The sequence below is a fragment of the Pseudomonas sp. C2.3V genome (assembly GCF_058536325.1).
In genome coordinates, this window is sequence record NZ_JBZUBN010000001.1 from 1,140,564 (window position 1) to 1,157,804 (window position 17,241).

Annotated in this window: 19 protein-coding genes; 8 read left to right on the forward strand and 11 right to left on the reverse strand. The window is 56.6% G+C overall.

What is annotated here, in order from left to right:
* Positions 1-14 precede the first annotated feature (14 nt).
* From AC4LF3_RS05390 to AC4LF3_RS05400, 3 genes are all read right to left on the reverse strand, one after another.
* Positions 15-944, reverse strand: coding sequence for a sugar kinase (locus tag AC4LF3_RS05390; protein ID WP_491834900.1), 930 nt, complete (start codon positions 942-944; stop codon positions 15-17).
* Positions 937-1,716, reverse strand: coding sequence for a sugar phosphate isomerase/epimerase family protein (locus tag AC4LF3_RS05395; RefSeq protein ID WP_286786957.1), 780 nt, complete (start codon positions 1,714-1,716; stop codon positions 937-939). Before AC4LF3_RS05395 ends, AC4LF3_RS05390 begins: the two co-directional genes overlap by 8 nt.
* Positions 1,717-1,779: 63 nt before the next feature.
* Positions 1,780-2,808 (reverse strand): LacI family DNA-binding transcriptional regulator, encoded by a 1,029-nt coding sequence (locus AC4LF3_RS05400; protein WP_019364466.1) that lies wholly within the window; start codon positions 2,806-2,808, stop codon positions 1,780-1,782.
* A gap of 200 nt (positions 2,809-3,008) precedes the next feature.
* Between AC4LF3_RS05400 and AC4LF3_RS05405 the strand changes: the two genes are divergently transcribed.
* The 3 genes from AC4LF3_RS05405 to recX all read left to right on the forward strand — a co-directional run bounded on the left by AC4LF3_RS05405 (position 3,009) and on the right by recX (position 5,180).
* Positions 3,009-3,485, forward strand: a complete 477-nt coding sequence (locus AC4LF3_RS05405; protein WP_286786958.1) for a CinA family protein — start codon at positions 3,009-3,011, stop codon at positions 3,483-3,485.
* Positions 3,486-3,594: 109 nt separating this feature from the next.
* A complete protein-coding gene (gene recA, locus AC4LF3_RS05410; protein ID WP_010797425.1) occupies positions 3,595-4,641 on the forward strand; it encodes a recombinase RecA in 1,047 nt (348 codons plus the stop codon).
* A gap of 74 nt (positions 4,642-4,715) precedes the next feature.
* Positions 4,716-5,180, forward strand: coding sequence for a recombination regulator RecX (gene recX, locus AC4LF3_RS05415; protein WP_010797426.1), 465 nt, complete (start codon positions 4,716-4,718; stop codon positions 5,178-5,180).
* A gap of 28 nt (positions 5,181-5,208) precedes the next feature.
* Here recX and AC4LF3_RS05420 read toward each other — a convergent pair whose 3' ends face one another.
* Both AC4LF3_RS05420 and AC4LF3_RS05425 read right to left on the reverse strand, forming a co-directional pair.
* Positions 5,209-6,285 carry an LOG family protein gene (locus tag AC4LF3_RS05420; protein WP_150347868.1) on the reverse strand — a complete coding sequence of 359 codons (1,077 nt, stop codon included), beginning with the start codon at positions 6,283-6,285 and terminating at the stop codon, positions 5,209-5,211.
* Between the two features lie 147 nt (positions 6,286-6,432).
* Positions 6,433-6,837 carry a quorum-sensing-regulated virulence factor family protein gene (locus AC4LF3_RS05425; protein WP_010797428.1) on the reverse strand — a complete coding sequence of 135 codons (405 nt, stop codon included), beginning with the start codon at positions 6,835-6,837 and terminating at the stop codon, positions 6,433-6,435.
* 175 nt (positions 6,838-7,012) lie between these two features.
* Here AC4LF3_RS05425 and AC4LF3_RS05430 point away from each other — a divergent pair, with 175 nt between their 5' ends.
* Positions 7,013-7,771, forward strand: coding sequence for a tRNA-uridine aminocarboxypropyltransferase (locus tag AC4LF3_RS05430; protein ID WP_491834901.1), 759 nt, complete (start codon positions 7,013-7,015; stop codon positions 7,769-7,771).
* Here the strand turns inward: AC4LF3_RS05430 and AC4LF3_RS05435 are convergent, their stop codons facing one another.
* On the reverse strand, positions 7,772-8,671 hold the full coding sequence (locus AC4LF3_RS05435; RefSeq protein ID WP_491834902.1) for a DMT family transporter: 900 nt from the start codon (positions 8,669-8,671) through the stop codon (positions 7,772-7,774).
* A gap of 153 nt (positions 8,672-8,824) precedes the next feature.
* On the opposite strand from AC4LF3_RS05435, the gene erdR reads away from it, so the two are divergent.
* A complete protein-coding gene (gene erdR, locus AC4LF3_RS05440) occupies positions 8,825-9,472 on the forward strand; it encodes a response regulator transcription factor ErdR (RefSeq protein ID WP_197871919.1) in 648 nt (215 codons plus the stop codon).
* A 55-nt stretch (positions 9,473-9,527) separates the two neighbouring features.
* Positions 9,528-9,908, forward strand: coding sequence for a diacylglycerol kinase (locus AC4LF3_RS05445; RefSeq protein ID WP_491834903.1), 381 nt, complete (start codon positions 9,528-9,530; stop codon positions 9,906-9,908).
* Here the strand turns inward: AC4LF3_RS05445 and AC4LF3_RS05450 are convergent.
* A complete protein-coding gene (locus tag AC4LF3_RS05450) occupies positions 9,892-10,839 on the reverse strand; it encodes a LysR family transcriptional regulator (protein ID WP_010797433.1) in 948 nt (315 codons plus the stop codon). The genes AC4LF3_RS05445 and AC4LF3_RS05450 overlap by 17 nt on opposite strands.
* Positions 10,840-11,036: 197 nt before the next feature.
* On the opposite strand from AC4LF3_RS05450, the gene fpr reads away from it, so the two are divergent.
* The gene (fpr, locus tag AC4LF3_RS05455; RefSeq protein WP_019364473.1) at positions 11,037-11,816 is read left to right on the forward strand and encodes a ferredoxin-NADP reductase; all 780 of its coding nucleotides are present in this window, start codon (positions 11,037-11,039) and stop codon (positions 11,814-11,816) included.
* Positions 11,817-11,910: 94 nt separating this feature from the next.
* Here fpr and tsaA read toward each other — a convergent pair whose 3' ends face one another.
* From tsaA to AC4LF3_RS05470, 3 genes are all read right to left on the reverse strand, one after another.
* The gene (gene tsaA, locus AC4LF3_RS05460) at positions 11,911-12,612 is read right to left on the reverse strand and encodes a tRNA (N6-threonylcarbamoyladenosine(37)-N6)-methyltransferase TrmO (protein WP_491834904.1); all 702 of its coding nucleotides are present in this window, start codon (positions 12,610-12,612) and stop codon (positions 11,911-11,913) included.
* Between the two features lie 47 nt (positions 12,613-12,659).
* Positions 12,660-12,923, reverse strand: coding sequence for a hypothetical protein (locus tag AC4LF3_RS05465; RefSeq protein WP_010797436.1), 264 nt, complete (start codon positions 12,921-12,923; stop codon positions 12,660-12,662).
* A 78-nt stretch (positions 12,924-13,001) separates the two neighbouring features.
* A complete protein-coding gene (locus AC4LF3_RS05470; RefSeq protein ID WP_491834905.1) occupies positions 13,002-15,239 on the reverse strand; it encodes a heavy metal translocating P-type ATPase in 2,238 nt (745 codons plus the stop codon).
* A gap of 68 nt (positions 15,240-15,307) precedes the next feature.
* Between AC4LF3_RS05470 and cadR the strand changes: the two genes are divergently transcribed.
* A complete protein-coding gene (gene cadR / locus AC4LF3_RS05475; protein WP_019364477.1) occupies positions 15,308-15,772 on the forward strand; it encodes a Cd(II)/Pb(II)-responsive transcriptional regulator in 465 nt (154 codons plus the stop codon).
* 72 nt (positions 15,773-15,844) lie between these two features.
* On the opposite strand, the gene rimO is transcribed toward cadR, so the two are convergent.
* Positions 15,845-17,170: a 30S ribosomal protein S12 methylthiotransferase RimO gene (rimO, locus tag AC4LF3_RS05480; protein ID WP_404625683.1), complete on the reverse strand. Its 1,326-nt coding sequence runs from the start codon at positions 17,168-17,170 to the stop codon at positions 15,845-15,847.
* Positions 17,171-17,241: the final 71 nt, after the last annotated feature.

A 17,241-nucleotide genomic window follows, 5' to 3' on the forward strand; every position in this document is an offset into this window, starting at 1 on the left:
GGGGTGTCCAGGTGTTATGGCAGCTCGTGGCGGTAGGGCAGACCTTCCATATCTCCGATAACCTGTACGGCCTTTGCACCGATCCAGTTACCCCGGGCCACGGCAGCGGAAACATCCAGGCCCTCGAGGTAGGCACTGACAAAACCGGTTGCGAAGCCATCGCCAGCGCCGACGGTATCGACGACGTTTTCCACCGGATAGCCAGAAACGTGACCCTCGCTTTCATGGGTGCGGTAGTAGGAACCCTCCGGTCCCAACTTGATAGCAACCACCTGGGCGCCCTGGTTCAGATAGAAGGCAGCAATGTCTTCGGGAGTGTCATAGCCGGTAAGTAACCTGCCTTCGGCCAAGCCCGGCAGTACCCAGTGGGCCAGACTGGCGAGGCGGTTGATCTCCTCGCGCATGCGGGCTTCGCTAGGCCAAAGGGAGGGACGCAGGTTGGGATCAAAGGACACACTACAGCCCTGCTGGCGTGCACTGTTCATCAAGTGGTAGGTCAGTTCGCGAAGCGAATCTGAAAGGGCGGGTGGAATACCCGTCGCATGCACGTGACGAACATCCAGCAGGGCGTCATCGAAGTCATGCTCTATCGATAGATGGCTGGCGGCTGACCCCTTGCGAAAGTACTCCACGATGGGATCACGGCCATCGATTTCCCTCGATTTGAACTGAAAGCCCGTAGTGTGCTTGGGGTCGATGGCAACCCGGCTGCAGTCGACCCCCTCGCGCTCGAGCGTTGCACGAATAAAGCGGCCCAGAGAGTCATCGCCTACCCGTGACAACCATTTCACTTTCAAACCCAGACGGGTCAGGCCAATGGCAACATTACTGTCGGCACCCGCGATACGTTTGCCGAAATGCTCGACGTCGGCCAGGTCACCGGGTTCTTCAGCCACGAACATTGTCATCGTCTCGCCAAAGGCCAGCACGTCGTAATCAGGCATGGTGCATCTCCTGCTGAGTGGTACCAAGACGGCCCAATGCCTCGACATGACGTTGGGTCTCGCGAACCACGTCGCCCTGCAGGGGAAATTCGATGGCGCGTGGCAGTCCTGTCTTGAAATGAGTAAATAGCCGCGCCCAGCGTTTCAGGTCCTCGGCTTCAGGGGGCATCGCATGAAGATGGCCGTTGCGCTCGCGAACAGCCTTGCAGTGGATGTACTCCACGTAGCACCCTAGTAATAGTGCGGCCGTTTCTGGTTGCTCGTTCTGCCAGTGCCAGTTGCCGACATCGAAGGTCATGCCGATAGGCAGTTTCATTCGCTGCACAACATCAAAAAACGTTTGTAAGGCCTTGAGTCGACCCCCTTGCGGAGTCTGGTCATTTTCAATCAGCAGGCGCACAGAGCTGGCTTCCAGCATGTGACCCAATGCTTCCATGTCACAGTAGGGTGTGAAGTGGCCAAGGGAGATCTTGAGCGTATGCGCTCCAAGGCGGGCGGCGCGTACCATCGCAGGCTGTAACTCACGGGTGGGTTGATGCTCGCCTTGTGACCATAGCTCGATGGGGACCGAGTAGACGCATTCCAGTCCCTGTGCAGCTATGCTGTTACCCAGGGCAGATAGCTCAGGTCGCATGTCATCGAACAGTTCGTCACGTATCTCGACGGTACTGGCGCCGGCTCCTGCTATCAGCGGAAGGAAATTTTCCTGACCGCGAGCGCGTACGGCATCAGCACCAAAGGCAGAAGTAGTCACTACGACATCAGGTTTCATAACGCCTCCTGAAACCGGTTTCATTGAAGGTCGAGCACAGTGTGCCGCCCCCACATTGTTGTTTTAACGTCGCGCCGGGGTAGAGCCGCGTACCACCAGTTCGGCCGGTAATGCCAGCGTCCGTGAGCTCGACACATCGCCTCGCAGGCGTTCCAGCAGATACTCCAATGCGGCTACGCCCAGCGCATGGGTTGGTTGAGCAATGGCGGTAATGCCGTCGCCTACCAATGGATACCAGTCAAGATCGTCCAGGGCGATTAGTCCAACCGATTCAAACGTTCTGTAACCTAATTCCCTGAGGCCTTTTGTCACAGCGAGCGCGGCAATGCCGTTCGCCGCCATGATGGCTTTGGGACCATGATTGGTATCGGAGAGAAAATGCGCGAGCTGCTCAAGTAGCGCAGCGCTGAAACCGGCGGAGGAGCTGACGCGCCCTCGCACACCCGCGCGGGGCGACAGGTAGTGAATGAAGGTTCGGGCGCGCTCTTCTCGTGAACTGGTTCCGTCCAGATCTTCGGTCACCATGAGCAGGTCGCGGTAGCCCCGCTCAAGCAAATGCTCAAGACCCAACCGAATGGCCTGTGTGTTATCCAGCCCAACGAGATCAGCATCCAGACCATCCAGCTTGCGATCAAGCAATACCATGGGCAGTTCTCGATGCAGTTGCTGAAGCTCTCGGGGATGGTGACCCAGCGTGTTGACGATCAAGCCTTCCACGTTATAGGACTGAAGCGCATTCAGGTGGCGCTCTTCCTGGAGGTCATCTCGATCAGTGTTACATACGATGAGAGAATAGCCATGCCGACGGCAGGCCGTCTCGACGCCATGCATGACGGCAACGGAATAGGGATTGAGCATGTCGGCTACCAGCATACCGATAAGCCGGCTGCGGCCGCGCTTGAGACCTCGCGCCATTTGATTAGGCTGAAAGCCAAGCTTTTCGATCGCCCGTTCGATGCGCAAGGCCAGCGCATCCGATAATAGCTGCCGATCCCCGCTGATGTAGCGAGAAACGCTCGCCTTGGAAACGCCTGCTTCCTGAGCGACCTGATTGATAGTGGCACGCGGCGGACGCATGCTTTGAAGAGGCATATCCAATGGGCCTGCTCCCTAATATTGTGGAGTTCTTGTCTATGGAACGACAGGCTTTGAAACCGGTTTCAGAAAACCATTTGTCCTTTGGCTTGGCAAGAGTACGCCTGGCTTGAACCGACGAGCGGCAGTCCTCATATAGAAAGCTCATAACCTTGTACAATAAAGGTTTCGCCTCGCCATCTTCTCAGGGCCACACAATGACTATCGATGAGTTATCAGCTGAGCTGGGCAAACGGTTATCGGCATTGAAGGCACAGGTCGTAACTGCCGAGTCCTGCACCGGCGGCGGTATTGCCGAAGCCATTACCCGCGTAGCGGGCAGCTCTGCCTGGTTCGAAGCGGGATTTGTGACGTATTCCAATGCTCAGAAGACGGCCCAGCTGGATGTGCCGGATCACTTGTTCATGGAGGTGGGCGCTGTCAGTCAGGCGGTTGTCGAGGCCATGGTACGTGGAGCGCAGGCACGCAGCGGGGCCCGGTTCGCTGTTGCGGTCAGTGGTATCGCAGGCCCGGGTGGCGGCTCCCTGGAAAAGCCTGTGGGAACGGTCTGGCTGGCGTGGGGAAACGGCTCTGACATCTACAGCGAGAAACGTCTTTTTCCTGGCGACAGAGCTGCTGTCAGGGCTCAAACCGTTGTGGCTGCACTGGAAGGATTATTGCGAATTTCGACATGAGAAAATCGCATCGAAAGGTAGCCAGCGAGCCCTACTTATGCTTTAATACTGTTCACATATACAGTGCTTTCCACGGCCGTCTGGCCTACCTTCTTGCGAGAGGATTTTAATGGACGACAACAAAAAGCGCGCCCTGGCCGCGGCCCTGGGTCAAATTGAGCGTCAGTTTGGCAAAGGCGCAGTCATGCGCATGGGTGATCATGAGCGTCAGGCAATTCCGGCCATTTCCACCGGTTCGCTCGGCCTCGATATCGCCCTGGGGATCGGCGGTCTGCCCAAGGGCCGTATCGTAGAAATCTACGGTCCGGAATCGTCGGGTAAAACTACGCTGACTCTGTCCGTCATTGCTGAGGCGCAAAAGCAGGGCGCAACCTGTGCCTTCGTTGACGCAGAGCATGCGCTGGATCCGGATTATGCCAGCAAGCTGGGCGTCAATGTTGACGACCTGCTGGTTTCCCAGCCGGATACCGGTGAACAGGCGCTGGAAATCACCGACATGCTGGTGCGCTCCAATGCTGTAGACGTGATCATCGTCGACTCCGTAGCTGCCCTGGTGCCCAAGGCGGAAATCGAAGGCGAAATGGGTGACATGCACGTAGGTCTGCAGGCGCGTCTGATGTCTCAGGCGCTGCGCAAGATCACCGGCAATATCAAGACCGCCAACTGCCTGGTTATTTTCATCAACCAGATCCGTATGAAGATCGGGGTGATGTTTGGCAACCCGGAAACTACAACTGGCGGTAACGCGTTGAAGTTCTACTCCTCGGTCCGTCTGGATATCCGCCGTACCGGTGCGGTGAAGGAAGGGGACGAGGTGGTAGGTAGCGAGACCCGCGTTAAAGTCGTCAAGAACAAGGTGTCTCCACCATTCCGTCAGGCTGAATTCCAGATCCTGTACGGCAAGGGCATCTACCGTAACGGTGAGATTATTGACCTGGGCGTACAGCTGGGTCTGGTTGAAAAGTCAGGTGCCTGGTATAGCTACCAAGGAACCAAGATTGGCCAGGGTAAGGCTAACGCGGCCAAGTTCCTGGAAGAGAACCTTGAAGTACGTAATGCGCTCGACAAGAGCATTCGCGAAAAGCTTCTAAGCCAGGCCCCCGTTAAAGGGGCGGCCACTGAAGAAGCCGAAGCGGGCGCTGACGCTGACTTCTAAGGTTCTGCCTGATAAAAGCCCTCGCTGTGCGAGGGCTTTTTTATTTCAGCCTGATAATTTTACGGGGCGTTTGAATGCCTATTGAACTCGATACCCCAGCGGCTGTTCGCTTGGCAGCCATGGATCTACTGGCCCGCCGAGAGCATGGCCGACAAGAGCTGGTTCGCAAGTTGCGTAAGCGGGGGGCACCGGATGAACTGATCAACGCAGCCCTGGATCGCCTGGCCGAAGAGGGGCTGCTGAGCGAGACACGTTATCTGGGTAGCTATATCGCAAGTCGTGCCCGGGCGGGTTATGGACCTGTTCGTATCCGTGAGGAATTGGCCCAGCGCGGTCTTGCCCGTGCTGATATCGAACAGGCGTTATCGGAGTGTGAGGAAGACTGGTCAGCTCATTTACGTGATGTCTGGCAACGCAAATTCAAAGGCAAGCGCCCCGCTGACGCTAAGGAACGCGCACAGCAGGGACGTTTCTTGAGCTACCGCGGTTTCTCCATCGACAGCGTCAGCCGATTGCTGCGTGGCGCGCCAGATGACTGATAGGTCGGGCCCGGCTAACGCCTCTCGATCAGCGTAGCCAATGTTGTGGATCGTTCAGTGAATCCACCAACTCGCGCAGGCGCCCATAATCGCGGCCATTGAAGTTGAAGGAAAGCTGGCTCAGGTGAGCAAATTCCGGTTCGTCGATGTTGGTTTTGCCCGAGGCTTGCTGAGTGAAGTGCCCGCTCTTGCACAGGTCCGCAAAGTGCGTATCGATATGCGCCAGCGCTTCGGATGTTAGGGCATGGTTCAGACGCATCACGAATTGACCGTTCAGCCAGCGTGTCGAATGAAAGTTGCTGTAGAACCGGCTGATGATCTCTGCTGCCTCTTCCGCAGTATGCACCAGCGTTGCCAGTTTCAGGTCTTTGGGCAGGATATAACGCTCATCCGCCAGGTTCTTTTTCAGAAAACTGACCGCATCCTTCCAGAACGTACCCTCAGGTGTATCCAGTAGCACGACGGGTACGAGAGGGCTTTTACCGGTTTGTATCAGCGTAAGGACTTCAAAGGTTTCGTCCAGGGTGCCAAATCCGCCAGGGCAGAGTACAAGTGCATCGGCTTCCTTGAGAAAAAACAGTTTACGTACGTAGAAGAAGTGAAAGGACAGCAGGTGATCGGTGCCGTCCATGGTTTGGTTGGCCCGTTGTTCAAAAGGCAGGGTAATGTTGAAGCCCAGGCTATTGTCCAAGCCGGCACCTTCGTGAGCTGCCGCCATGATGCCGCCACCTGCTCCAGTGATGACCATCATGTCCCGCTGAGCGAGGGCTGAGCCGAGTGTGCGGGCCAACACATAGAGTTCATGATCCACGGCCGTACGGGCTGATCCGAAAACCGTTACCTTGCGGCGCCGCTTGTATTGCTCAAGATGGCGAAAGGCATTTTCCATCTCCCGCATGGTTTGCATCATGATCTTGGCATCCCAGCGGTTGCGGTCTGCCTGGGCCATGCGAACCACGGTCAACAGCATGTCGCGATACAGAGACAGATTGGGACTGTTGGCCGGAACGGTATGAGCCAGCAGCTCATCGAGCTTTTGGGAAAGGTCTTCGGCACTGACCTGTACATGACGAGACAGATAGTCGTCTTGTGCGTCTGGGTTCATCTGCATACTCCTGGTAGCCACTGCTGTGTAATCAAGCTGCCATTTTAGGCAGCGATTACCTTGCCTTTAGCATAGTCGTGGCGCGGAGTAAGAAAGGCAAATGCCTGTCTTGAATGGCCATGCCAGGCGCGGCATGGCAAAGGAAGCTTACTTGCTCAGACCGCAATCGGCTGCTTCGAAGCGCTCGTTCGCAACCGGGCGATTGCTCTGGTATTCGGTAAAGCTGTACACCAACATGGCGCCACGGGCTAACAACTGGCGGTAGCCGGTGTTGCGGCAGACACTGGCGGCCAGCTGGGTGCGTACCGTCGCCGGGTTGGCTTCCATCTGATGCGCATGGCTGGCACGTACACTCAAATGATTGATGAGCTGGCGCCCTTCAACGGTATAGCCACGGTCAAGAATGTCTTCATTGATAGCGCGCGGAGTCCCCACGCTGCTTTCTTTCGCGACCTTTTGCAGCATCTGCGACAGTTCTTGTTCTTTCAGCGAGGCCGCCTGGGCCGCTGCAGGAAGGATGAAGCAAAGGGCGAGGGCAGTATAACGCAGCATTGAACTCTCCAACGTAGATCAGGCTCGCTTCGACCGCAGGGCAGCCGTGATGTTCGCAAGCAAAGGCTAATTGCGGTACGCAAAGGGTACTCCTGTGGTCGGCGCTTTCAAAATGCCAGATGTGTTCTGGACAGCCTTTGTTAAACTTGCCCACGTAAATCACGCAGTACTTCTTATGCCTTATATCCGCTCTGCCAATTCTTCTTCCAATCCGCCAAATGCCGTAGCCCGGCTGCGTCATGATCGTCTGGCGCGCAGCAGCAAACCTTTTGTTGCCCGTGGATCCCGCGTTCAACGCTGTGAGGGTTGTCGCCTTGCGTTGCCTCACTGTTTCTGCGAGTGGCGACCTGCGGTCGAATGCGCGGCAGGCACGTGCCTGATCATGCACGATGTAGAGCCGCTCAAGCCAAGCAATACCGGATGGCTGATTGCCGATGTGGTCAGTGACAGTTTTGCCTTTGGCTGGTCGAGAACGGATGTAGATGACGCACTACTGGCCGTGCTGAGCGATCCTCAATGGCAACCCTATCTTGTATTTCCGGCCGAATATTCAGCGCCTGAACGAGTCGTGCAAACGGTAGAGCCAGTCCAGGGCAAGCGACCCTTATTCGTCCTGCTGGATGCTACCTGGACTGAAGCACGAAAGATGTTTCGTAAGAGCCCTTATCTGGATAGCCTGCCGGTGCTAAGTCTGAGCCCTGAAGAGCTTTCCCGCTATCGCCTGCGACGCTCCACACGAGGCGAGCACCTCTGTACGGCAGAAGTGGCTGCGCTTTGTCTGGAGCTGGCGGGTGAGAATAGGGCGGCGGCGGCGCTTGATGCGTATCTGGATGTGTTCAGCGAGCGTTATCTCAATGCCAAACAGAATCGCCAGACGGATCCGCTCAGCCTGGCTCATCAACGGTTGCAGCCCTTCGTTGCCGCATTCTCCTGATTAGTTGGTCACCTTGGGCTCGACCACCGCCTTTCTGGGCCAGAGCTGCGCAACCAGCATGCCGGTAAACATGAGCGCGCAGCCCAGATAACCGCGGGCGGTAAGCGACTCGTCCAGCAGCCAGGCGCCAAAAAAGGCCGCAAAGACGGCTTCGAGTGAAAAAATGATTGCCGCATGGGAGGCAATGGCGTCGCGCTGTGCAACGACCTGCAACGTATAACCGATGCCGGCGGCAATGATACCGCCATACAGCAGCGCGGGAGCGGCCTGAATAATGTTCTGAGCTTGAATCGGCTCAAACAGCAATGCCAGCGTCAGGCTGACCGCTGCACAGAATGCGAACTGAAGGATGGACAGTAGCATCGGATCATGGCGGCTCGCAAAATGCCCTACCACCAGCACATGCGCTCCCCAGGCAAAGGCGCCGGCCAGTTGCAGCCAATCGCCGGAAGCTACCTTAAAATTCTCGCCTATGCTAAGCAGGCACATGCCTGCCACCGCCAGGCAGGCACCTAGCCAGGTGCCTCTGCCGGTGCGCTCGCCAAACAGCAAACCCAGAATGGGGACTACAATCACATAGAGTCCGGTGATGAAACCGGAGTTGGTCACGGATGTGAATAGCAGGCCCACTTGCTGGAAGTTGATGCCAATGGAAAGCAGCAGACCCATCAGGCAGCCGCCGACCACTACGCGACGGTCGAGGCTAATCGGTGTTCTGGCGCGGCGATGCAGCACCAGCAGGACTGGAATCAGTGTCAGTGCACCCAATGCAAAGCGAAGTCCCGTAAAGAGGAACGGACCGATGGAGTCCATGCCGGTGCGCTGTGCAATAAAGGCGCTCCCCCAGATCATGGCTGTGATCAGCATGAGAACATCGGCACGCAGGGCTTGGGTACGCATGACAGGCTCGCTTGGCAAAAGCCGCCACTCTGCCGGATGGCTGTGACTTTGGGAACCCTGTGATTATGGTCGCAAAGTGCCTTGACCCGTCGTCGGACGCTCGGCATTCTGAACCGCTGAAATTACAGAATCATAATAAGGACCAATTTACCGATGGCCGCCTATCAGATCCTCATCGCGGATGATCATCCGCTGTTCCGTAGCGCCCTGCAGCAAGCCTTGACGCTTGGCTTGGGGCAGCAGGCACAGCTGGTGGAAGCGGCAAGTATCGCCGAACTCGAGGCTCAGCTGGCGCACAAGACTGACTGGGATCTGGTCCTGCTCGACCTCAACATGCCGGGCGCCTATGGTTTTTCCGGACTGGTGCTGCTGCGCGGGCAATACCCACAGATTCCTGTTGTCATGGTCTCTGCTCAGGAAGACGCCGCTGTAGTGCAGCGCGCTCGGGAGTTCGGTGCCAGTGGTTTCATACCTAAATCCAGCGATCTGGAAACAATCCAGCAAGCCGTACGCCTTGTGCTGGATGGTGATACCTGGTGGCCGGCCCAAGGAGAGGGCACTGCTAACCTCAGCGAAGAAGCCAAGGCCGCGAAGGCCGGATTATCCAGCCTGACGCCCCAGCAGTTCAGGGTGCTGACCATGGTATGCGATGGTCTTTTGAACAAGCAGATTGCCTATGAACTCAGCGTGTCGGAAGCCACAGTAAAAGCGCATGTAACGGCGATCTTCCGTAAATTGGGTGTGAGAACCCGAACACAGGCTGCCCTGTTGCTGCAACAGCTCGAATCAACTCCAGGCTGATGAGTTTTCACGCTTTTTCGACACGCTACCGGCTAGTCTTCTATTGAGTCGCTGCATGGAGCCTGGTGTGATATCTCCCTATAAAGGCAAGACCGGCCTTAAACGTGTCGTCAAGGCTACGGGCTATTCCCTGGCCGGTCTGAAGGTGGCTTTCAAAGGGGAGGCTGCCTTTCGCTCGCTGGTGCTGATGAGCTGCATCCTGATCCCGCTGGCCTTTTGGCTGGATGTATCGCGAGGCGAGCGGGCAATCATGGTGGGTGTCTGCCTGCTTTCGCTGATTGTTGAGCTGTTCAATGCCGCTATCGAAGCCGTGGTGGACCGGGTCTCGCTGGAATGGCATGAGTTGTCCAAGAACGCCAAGGACTTGGGCAGTGCGGCTCAATTCGTGGCAATGTGGATGATTGCAGCCGTCTGGTCGATCATTCTGCTGGGGTAGCACGCTCCTTAAAGGGGGCCAGCAAGATCTGGTCGCTACGTGCAATACCCTCGGTCAGCTTGCGACACAGTGCCAGGAATTCGGTCATGGCTGCCGTCTGGTATTTCTGGCGGTGCCAGATAAAACAGAACTGACGACGCAAATCCAGGCTGGGAGTTTCGATTGGGACAAGACTGCCGCGCTCGAAGGCATCGCGCAGGGCAAGCCTCGAGATGCAACCGATGCCCAGACCTGATTCCACTGCCCGAATAATGGCCTCTGTATGCTCCAGCTCCAGGCGAATATTCAGGGGCGCTGCATGATGACGCATGGCCTGATCGAACGTCAGGCGAGTACCGGAGCCTTGCTCCCGAAGAATCCAGGCCTGATCAATTAACTCTTCCAGACCTACCGTTGGATGGTTGGCTAAAGGATGTTGCGGAGCACAGAAGATTACCAGCTCATCTTCAATCCAAGGGTGGACTTCAATATCCGCGTCCTGGCAATCCCCCTCAATCAGTCCCAGATCAATGTCATGGTTAGCCACGCGCTGTACGATATGCGCTGTATTATGAACATGCAGGCGCACCCGGCAATCGGGATGACGTTGCATGAAATCACCCAGCAGGAGCGTAGCCAGATAGTTGCCAATAGTGAGCGTGGCGCCGACCTCCAGTGAGCCGAATCCGGTCTTGCCCCGTAGCAGGTTCTCGATCTCGTCGCTGCGGTCGAGCAAGGCAACTGCCTTGGGCAATAACTGGCGGCCCAAGGCATTGAGGGTCAGCCGTTTGCCTGCACGGTCAAAGAGTTTGCAGTCGAACTGACGCTCTAGCTCTCCCAAGGCCGTGCTGGTTGCCGATTGTGAGAGCGCAAGCGTCTCTGCCGCGCGGGAAACACTTTCCAGGCGGGCGACGCCGACGAAAACTTCGAGTTGACGCAACGTGAATCTCATATCTGCTCACTGGATAACCGATATCCGAATTATTCATTTTACGGATATTCTTACGTTATATAAAATGCCGCGCAAATGCGCTTGGTCGCGTCCTTTTTGTCAAACCTGATCCAGAGCGGTCACACGTGCAGGTAGTCCCGCCTCCGCGAGACAGAGCCGGGCATCAGCGTCTTTGGGCAGGTGATTAGGAGTTTTTCATGAGTAATCTGTACACCGAGCGCGTCCTGAGCGTTCACCACTGGAACGATACACTGTTCAGCTTCAAGACGACCCGTAATCCGGGGCTGCGTTTCGAGAACGGCCAGTTCGTCATGATCGGACTGGAAACCGAAGGCGGCCGTCCGCTGATGCGCGCCTACAGTATCGCCAGCCCCAACTATGAAGAGCACCTGGAATTTTTCAGCATCAAGGTTCCGGATGGTCCGCTGACCTCCCGCCTGCAGCACCTGAAGGAAGGCGATAACCTCATGGTTAGTCGCAAGCCTACCGGTACGCTGATTCTGAGCGACCTGAAGCCTGGCAAGCACCTTTATCTGCTATCCACCGGCACCGGCATGGCGCCGTTCCTGAGCACCATTCAGGATCCGGAAACCTATGAGCGTTTCGAGAAGGTGATTCTGGTTCACGGTGTACGTTATGTAAATGAACTGGCCTATGCCGACTTCATCACCAACGTACTGCCTGAGCATGAATACTTTGGCGATATGGTTCGCGAAAAGCTGATCTATTATCCGCTGGTGACGCGTGAAGAATTCCGCAACATGGGTCGTCAGACCGACCTGATGCGCAGCGGCAAGTTGTTTGAAGATATCGGCCTGCCTCCGATCAATCCTCAGGACGACCGTGCGATGATTTGCGGCAGCCCTAGCATGCTGGACGAAACCAGCGAAGTGCTGAACGAGTTTGGTCTGACCATCTCTCCACGTATGGGTGATCCGGGTGACTACCTGATCGAGCGCGCGTTCGTCGAGAAGTAAGCGTTACCCGCGTTATCGAAACCCGCCCTGGAGGCGGGTTTTTTGTGTCTACGGTAAGGGCTGATCAGGCGCAGAAAAGCTGTTTGACCCAGACTCAGTCATTATCTGCACGCTCGATATCCAGAATACGGATGACATTGGGCTCCGGATAATGCCAATGGACGTCTACATCCCATAGGCGTACACCATAACGGCGGTCAGGCGGCGGGATTTGATAGGCCGGGCGAGGGTCCTGAGTCAGGCATTGCTCAATCAGAGCGGCCAATGGCTCGTTCAGACGCTTTCCATGCTGCTCCGCCTGCACGCGGGCCTCGTGCGTCCAGAGGACCGGAATCCCATCGGGAGGTGCACTGGCTATGGTATTAAAGGCAGTTTGAATTGCATCGGCGTAGGGCACGTAAGGCTTGATGTCCAGCACCGGGGTACCGTCCAGTAGATCGATACCTGACAGCATGAGCCGGCCCGGCTCGATAGCGTCCAGTGTTACCACAGATTGCCCAATACCATTGGGACGGTGAGTGGCACGCGTCGCAAAGACACCCAGGGAACGGTTCCCGCCCAGGCGGGGAGGACGTACTTTAAGACGCGGTTTCTCTTCCAATGTCTGGTGAAAGAGGAACAGCAGCCAGACATGACTGACGTGTTCCAGCCCCTGTACAGCATCCGGGTGGTCGAACGGCGGCACAAACTCCAATACACCTCGGGCAGCCGGAGCCAAATGGGGCTGGCGAGGGATGGCGAACTTCTCCTTGAAACAAGAGCGGATATGGCCGATAGGGGAAACGCTATAAGTCATGGGGAGCGTCATAAGGGAGACAGGCTGGCTATTTTAGCCTGTCTGGCTCAAGTATGACTCTCACGCATAGCCTTTGAAGTATTCAGCTGGTTACGGCGAACACCACGGATGTTCATGAATGCCAGCCCCAGTTGCAAAACGATCAAGGCATACGCCTGTGTATGCAGGCCCCAGGTGATCCATAATCCATTGCTGGCAAGAAAGCACCAGAACCCAAGGTTTCGGCGGTTTTCACGTTGGGAAGCAACCAGCCACGCCGCGATCAGGGTCACGGCCATGGCTGGCCATTGCAATAAATCGATGTAATCCATGAAACATTCCTGCTGACAGACCTTATGCAGAGCGCTCTATCGGCAGGTGAGTTCCAACAGCGTGTCGGCGGTCATCCATCAATGGTGTCGAATCAGTCGCAGGCCGTTTGCAACCACAAGCAGGCTGGTACCCATATCGGCGAAGACAGCCATCCAGAGCGTGGCCTCGCCCATGATTGTCAACGCTAAGAATATCGCCTTGATTCCCAAGGCTAGTGCAATATTCTGCATGAGAATGCGGTGCGTGCTACGGGAGAGGCGAATGAAGTCCGGCAGTTTGCGCAGGTCGTCATCCATCAGCGCCACGTCTGCCGTTTCGATAGCCGTATCGGTACCGGCGGCGCCCATTGCAAAACCGATGTTAGCCCGAGCCAGAGCAGGGGCGTCGTTGATGCCATCGCCAACCATACCGATCACAGCACCGCTCCGTTGCTTTTTCTCCAAAACCGCAAGCTTCTCCTCGGGCAGTAACGAGCCATGCGCTTCATCGATACCTACCTGACCGGCAATACGGTCTACGCTGTGAGGATTATCGCCACTGAGCACCAGGGTTTTTATGCCTAACGCATGAAGTGCTGCGACAGCGCTCTGGCTGGTTTCCTTGACTTGATCAGCAATGATGAACAGCGCCAGTACCTCCTGTTGGCTGGCAAGCGCCACCACACTTTGACCTGTCTGCTCGAGCGATTCGATACGGTGCCGTAGATTCTCGGAGGCCAGCCCTTCGCGCTCCAACAGGCGGCGATTACCCAGAAAGTAGAGCTGATCCTCTATACGGCCTTGCACGCCTTGTCCTGCCCGGGCTGAGAAATCCCGTACGTCTTTTAAGGCAATACCTTCTTGCAACAGAGCATGGCTCAAAGCCTGTGAAGCGGGATGGTCTGAGCGCGAGGACAAACTGGCCGCCCATTCCAACGCCTGACTCTTCTGTCCGGTGAGTACGATGCGGTCGACCAACTGCGGCTTACCCTCAGTAAGCGTGCCGGTCTTGTCGAGGGCAATCCACTCAAGCTGGCGGCCTTGCTCAAGAAATGTCCCACCTTTCACCAAGATGCCACGTCGTGCGGCAGCCGAAAGCCCGCTGACAATTGTGACCGGTGTTGAGATGACCAAGGCGCATGGGCAGGCAATAACAAGCAATACCAGCCCTTTATAGAGCCACTCCAGCCAACCTCCCCAACCCAGCAGGGGAGGCAACAGGGCAACCGCAACGGCAATGAGAACAACCGCTGGCGTATACAGGCGGGAAAAGCGATCTACAAATCGTTGGGTAGGTGCGCGGGCGCCTTGAGCCTGCTCTACGGCATGGATAATGCGAGCCAGGGTACTTTCGTTGGCTCGATGGGTAACACTATACTCCAGGCTGCCCTCACCATTGATGGTGCCGGCAAACACGGTATCGCCGGGAGCCTTGTCGACCGGCAGGCTTTCGCCTGTAATAGGCGCCTGGTTGACACCTGACTGACCGGATTCCACCTCTCCATCCAATGCAATTCGCTCCCCCGGTCTTACCCGAATGAGCGCGCCGGGTTGGACCTGTTTGGCTGGCAGTGTTGCCCAAGTACCATCCGCCTGTCGTACGGTCGCGTTTTCTGGTGTCAATGCCAGTAATCCCTGGATGGCATTGCGGGCACGGTCCAGTGAGCGTGCCTCGATCACTTCAGCGATGGCAAACAGTACGCTGACCATGGCCGCTTCAGGCCAGTGGCCAATTAACAGGGCGCCGGTGACCGCAATGCTCATCAATGCATTGATGTTAAGAGTGCGCTGCCTGATAGCGATCCAACCTTTGCGATACGCCGGTAGACCAGCCAGGGCAATGGCGGCTAATGCCAGGAATGCTACAGCGAACTCAGGCACAGTACCCAACCACTCACCGACTTCGGCTGCCAGGGCGGTAGCCAAGCCCAGGCCCAGCGGCCACCAGGGTTTTGCCGCTGGTACTGCAGGGGCTTGCTCATCACCTTTCAGTTCAACAGCCTGCATGCCCAGTCGATTGATCTGGGTTTTTAGCGGTTCTGCATCGGGGTAGCGATGGCGAACGCGTAGGCTGCGCTGAATCAGGTTGAATTCCAGTGCTTCGACCGCCTTCAGCTTGGCGAATGCATCACGGATCAGCTTCTCTTCAGTCGGGCAATCCATGGCATCGATACGCAGGCTTGTCCACTTGGAGTGATCAAGCACCTCGGGCTCGGTAACGCCTGGTAGAGGATTGGACTCAAGCGAAATCTTTGTGTGACTGTCGCAGCAGGTCTTTACCTGAGGCTCACAGCAGGACGATGGTTTGGGTCCGCAACAGGATGAATCATGCGCCATGACAACCTCCATTGACGTTAGGGTTGTCATTGCACACCCTGTAGCTACTACAGGGTCAAGGAGGCGTTATGAAAATAGGTGAATTGGCCAGCCGAACGGGATGTTCCGTGGAAACCATTCGGTATTACGAGCGTGAGGGACTGCTGCCAGCGCCTGTTCGCAGCGCGGGAAACTACCGTCAATACAGCGAGGCCCATCTGGAGCGATTGACCTTTGTTCGGCATTGCCGCTCTTTGGACATGACACAGGACGAGATCCGTTCCCTGTTACAATTGCGGGATCAGCCTGAGCCGGACTGCTGTCGGGTCAATGATCTGATCGAGGACCATATTCATCATGTGGAGGTGCGCATTCGAGAGTTGACCGAACTGCGCAGACAGCTCATGGCGTTGCGTCAGCAATGCTCAGGCAAGGTATCCAGCGATGTATGCGGCATCATTCGGGAGCTGCAACAACCCGCCGGACCTTCAGCGATCGAGGAGGCCTGTAGCCATGCGGGGCATGACCATGTGCCAGGAGTGCACAGACGATAGGGTAGGCCGGTCGGCATAGGGCACCCATAAAAAAGCCCTGCAATCGCAGGGCTTTTCGGGGTTATGGCTGCGTTACAGCGTCTCGGCCCATAGGTCGTATTCGTCTGCGTCGGTTACGCGTACCCATACCTTGTCGCCTGGCTTCAGGTCGTGTTCGCTATTGACGTACACATTGCCGTCGATCTCTGGGGCATCGGCATAGGAGCGGCCAATGGCGCCTTGTTCGTCGACTTCGTCGATCAATACTTCAATATCCTTTCCAACCTTCAATTGCAGGCGAGTCGCAGAAATGGCCTGCTGATGCGCCATGAAGCGTTCCCAGCGATCCTGCTTCACGTCATCCGGTACGGCACCTTCCAACTCATTGGCCGGTGCGCCTTCCACAGGGGAATACTGGAAACAGCCCACACGATCCAACTGAGCTTCAGTCAGCCAATCCAGCAGATACTGAAAATCTTCTTCCGTCTCACCAGGGAAGCCCACAATGAATGTGGAGCGAATGGTCAGTTCCGGGCAGATCTCACGCCACTTCTTGATACGGGCCAGGGTGCGGTCCTCGAAGGCAGGACGCTTCATGGCCTTGAGAACTTTGGGGCTGGCATGCTGGAAGGGGATATCCAGGTAGGGCAGGATCTTGCCCTCGGCCATCAGCGGAATGATGTCGTCCACGTTCGGGTAGGGGTAGACGTAGTGCATACGTACCCAGACGCCCATGCTGCTCAACGCCTCGCATAGTTCCAGCATGCGAGTCTTGACCGGCTGGCCATTCCAAAAGCCGGTACGGTATTTGAGGTCGACGCCATATGCACTGGTGTCCTGGGAGATGACCAACAGCTCCTTGACTCCGGCCTTGACCAAACGCTGAGCCTCATCGAGCACATCGCCGATCGGGCGGCTGACCAAATCGCCACGCATGGACGGGATGATGCAAAAGCTGCAGCGATGGTTGCAGCCTTCGGAAATCTTGAGATAGGCGTAGTGGCGGGGGGTGAGCTTGATGCCCTGCGGCGGTACCAGATCGACCAACGGATTATGCTCGCGCTTTGGCGGCACTACCTCATGGACCGCGGTCACCACCTGCTCATACTGCTGCGGACCCGTTACCGCCAGTACGCTCGGATGTACATCACGAATCGCAGATTCTTCCACCCCCATGCAGCCGGTCACGATGACCCGGCCATTTTCAGCCAGGGCTTCGCCGATCACTTCCAGAGACTCGGCCTTGGCGCTGTCAATGAAACCACAGGTATTGACCACCACCACGTCGGCGTCCTCGTACGTGGGAACAACCTCGTAACCTTCCATGCGAAGCTGGGTCAGGATGCGTTCGGAGTCGACCAGAGCTTTAGGGCAGCCGAGGCTGACAAAGCCGACTTTAGGCGTAGCGGGGGTGGACATGGCTAACCTCAGGAGGTGCGCAGAACGCGCTGATGATCAAAAAACGCGCGATTTTAGCGGTGCGCGCTTGG

Coding starts and splice junctions, on each gene's coding strand:
- AC4LF3_RS05390 (WP_491834900.1), bottom strand. CDS start 944: ATGCCTGATTACGACGTGCTGGCCTTTGGCGAGACGATGACAATGTTC.
- AC4LF3_RS05395 (WP_286786957.1), bottom strand. CDS start 1,716: ATGAAACCTGATGTCGTAGTGACTACTTCTGCCTTTGGTGCTGATGCC.
- AC4LF3_RS05400 (WP_019364466.1), bottom strand. CDS start 2,808: ATGCCTCTTCAAAGCATGCGTCCGCCGCGTGCCACTATCAATCAGGTC.
- AC4LF3_RS05405 (WP_286786958.1), top strand. CDS start 3,009: ATGACTATCGATGAGTTATCAGCTGAGCTGGGCAAACGGTTATCGGCA.
- recA (WP_010797425.1), top strand. CDS start 3,595: ATGGACGACAACAAAAAGCGCGCCCTGGCCGCGGCCCTGGGTCAAATT.
- recX (WP_010797426.1), top strand. CDS start 4,716: ATGCCTATTGAACTCGATACCCCAGCGGCTGTTCGCTTGGCAGCCATG.
- AC4LF3_RS05420 (WP_150347868.1), bottom strand. CDS start 6,285: ATGAACCCAGACGCACAAGACGACTATCTGTCTCGTCATGTACAGGTC.
- AC4LF3_RS05425 (WP_010797428.1), bottom strand. CDS start 6,837: ATGCTGCGTTATACTGCCCTCGCCCTTTGCTTCATCCTTCCTGCAGCG.
- AC4LF3_RS05430 (WP_491834901.1), top strand. CDS start 7,013: ATGCCTTATATCCGCTCTGCCAATTCTTCTTCCAATCCGCCAAATGCC.
- AC4LF3_RS05435 (WP_491834902.1), bottom strand. CDS start 8,671: ATGCGTACCCAAGCCCTGCGTGCCGATGTTCTCATGCTGATCACAGCC.
- erdR (WP_197871919.1), top strand. CDS start 8,825: ATGGCCGCCTATCAGATCCTCATCGCGGATGATCATCCGCTGTTCCGT.
- AC4LF3_RS05445 (WP_491834903.1), top strand. CDS start 9,528: ATGGAGCCTGGTGTGATATCTCCCTATAAAGGCAAGACCGGCCTTAAA.
- AC4LF3_RS05450 (WP_010797433.1), bottom strand. CDS start 10,839: ATGAGATTCACGTTGCGTCAACTCGAAGTTTTCGTCGGCGTCGCCCGC.
- fpr (WP_019364473.1), top strand. CDS start 11,037: ATGAGTAATCTGTACACCGAGCGCGTCCTGAGCGTTCACCACTGGAAC.
- tsaA (WP_491834904.1), bottom strand. CDS start 12,612: ATGACTTATAGCGTTTCCCCTATCGGCCATATCCGCTCTTGTTTCAAG.
- AC4LF3_RS05465 (WP_010797436.1), bottom strand. CDS start 12,923: ATGGATTACATCGATTTATTGCAATGGCCAGCCATGGCCGTGACCCTG.
- AC4LF3_RS05470 (WP_491834905.1), bottom strand. CDS start 15,239: ATGGCGCATGATTCATCCTGTTGCGGACCCAAACCATCGTCCTGCTGT.
- cadR (WP_019364477.1), top strand. CDS start 15,308: ATGAAAATAGGTGAATTGGCCAGCCGAACGGGATGTTCCGTGGAAACC.
- rimO (WP_404625683.1), bottom strand. CDS start 17,170: ATGTCCACCCCCGCTACGCCTAAAGTCGGCTTTGTCAGCCTCGGCTGC.